The sequence below is a fragment of the Streptomyces coryli genome (assembly GCF_011044975.1).
GTDB classification, from domain to species: domain Bacteria; phylum Actinomycetota; class Actinomycetes; order Streptomycetales; family Streptomycetaceae; genus Streptomyces; species Streptomyces coryli.
Genome location: NZ_JAAKZV010000537.1, coordinates 1 through 1,329 on the forward strand (window position 1 = coordinate 1; position 1,329 = coordinate 1,329).

General features: G+C 70.3%; 2 protein-coding genes. Both read left to right on the forward strand.

What is annotated here, in order from left to right; all coding sequences use genetic code 11:
- The first annotated feature begins 72 nt into the window (after window positions 1-72).
- The gene (locus G5C51_RS42030) at window positions 73-558 is read left to right on the forward strand and encodes a methylated-DNA--[protein]-cysteine S-methyltransferase (protein ID WP_240930299.1); all 486 of its coding nucleotides are present in this window, start codon (window positions 73-75) and stop codon (window positions 556-558) included.
- A 16-nt stretch (window positions 559-574) separates the two neighbouring features.
- Window positions 575-1,249 carry a 2OG-Fe(II) oxygenase gene (locus G5C51_RS42035; RefSeq protein WP_165246203.1) on the forward strand — a complete coding sequence of 225 codons (675 nt, stop codon included), beginning with the start codon at window positions 575-577 and terminating at the stop codon, window positions 1,247-1,249.
- Window positions 1,250-1,329: the final 80 nt, after the last annotated feature.

Consider the following 1,329-nt stretch of genomic DNA (forward strand, 5'->3'; position numbering starts at 1 on the left):
AACCTGATGTCGTTTTTCTGCCAGCTTTGGGGGCGCTGATGGCGGACCGTTGAAGACATGAATCTCTTCACGATGACTGACAGCCCGCTGGGTGAGCTGCTCCTGGTGGGGACCTCGGACGGGTCGGGTGGCGTCGCGCTCACGGCGCTGTCGATGCCCGGGGAGCGGATGGCCGTATCGGGCGAGTGGCGCCGCGACGATGCCGCGTTCGCGGAGGTGGTGGCACAGCTGCGGGCGTACTTCGCCGGGGAGCGGCGGGACTTCGATCTGGAACTGGCGCCGGAAGGCACGGACTTCCAGCAGCGGGTGTGGCGCGCGCTGGAGGACATCCCGTACGGCACGACCACCACGTATGGCGAACTGGCCGCCCGGCTGGAGGTGCCGCGCGAAGGGCTGCGCGGGCTGGGCGCGGCGATCGGGGCGAACCCGCTCCTGCTGATCCGCCCGTGCCACCGCGTCATCGGCGCGGACGGCGGGATGCGGGGCTACGCGGCGGGCGTCGAGCAGAAGCAGGCGCTGCTGACGCACGAGGGTGCGCTGCAGCCGATGCTCGGTTGAGGGGAGGGGCAGGCCGATGAGCTGGCAGGACGCCTTGGATACGGATGGCTGCGGCATGCTGCCCGAGCAGCTGCTGTCGGCCGACGAGTGCCGGGAGATCGCGAAGCTCTACGACGAGCCGGACCTGTTCCGCTCGACGGTGGACATGGCCAGGCATCGCTTCGGGTCCGGGCAGTACCGGTACTTCGACTACCCACTGCCCGACCGGCTGCAGCAGCTGCGGGAGGACCTCTACCCGCGGCTGCTGCCGGTCGCCCGCGACTGGGCCGCCCGGCTGGGCCGCGAGGCGCCTTGGCCGGACACGCTGGGCGAGTGGCTCGAGATGTGCCATGCGGCGGGGCAGAGCCGGGCGACGGCCATTCTGCTGCGGTATGGGGAGGGGGACTGGAATGCCCTGCATCGGGATTTGTACGGGGACTTGGTCTTTCCGCTTCAGGTGGTGATCGGCCTGGATGCGTATGGGGAGGACTACACGGGCGGTGAATTCCTGCTGGTGGAGCAACGGCCGCGGGCGCAATCTCGGGGGACGGCCAATGTGCTTGAGCAGGGGCGGGGGCTGGTCTTCACGACGCGGGATCGCCCCGTGCGATCGGCCCGGGGGTGGTCCGCCGGGCCGGTGCGGCATGGGGTGAGCGTGGTGCGGTCGGGGGAGCGGCGGGCGTTGGGTCTTGTGTTTCATGATGCGGCTTGAGGGTGCTGCGGAGGGGGTGGTGGGGCTGTCGTGGTGAGGGCAGGTGGGTTGGCATCGGATGGTGACGGCCGCGCTGCCGG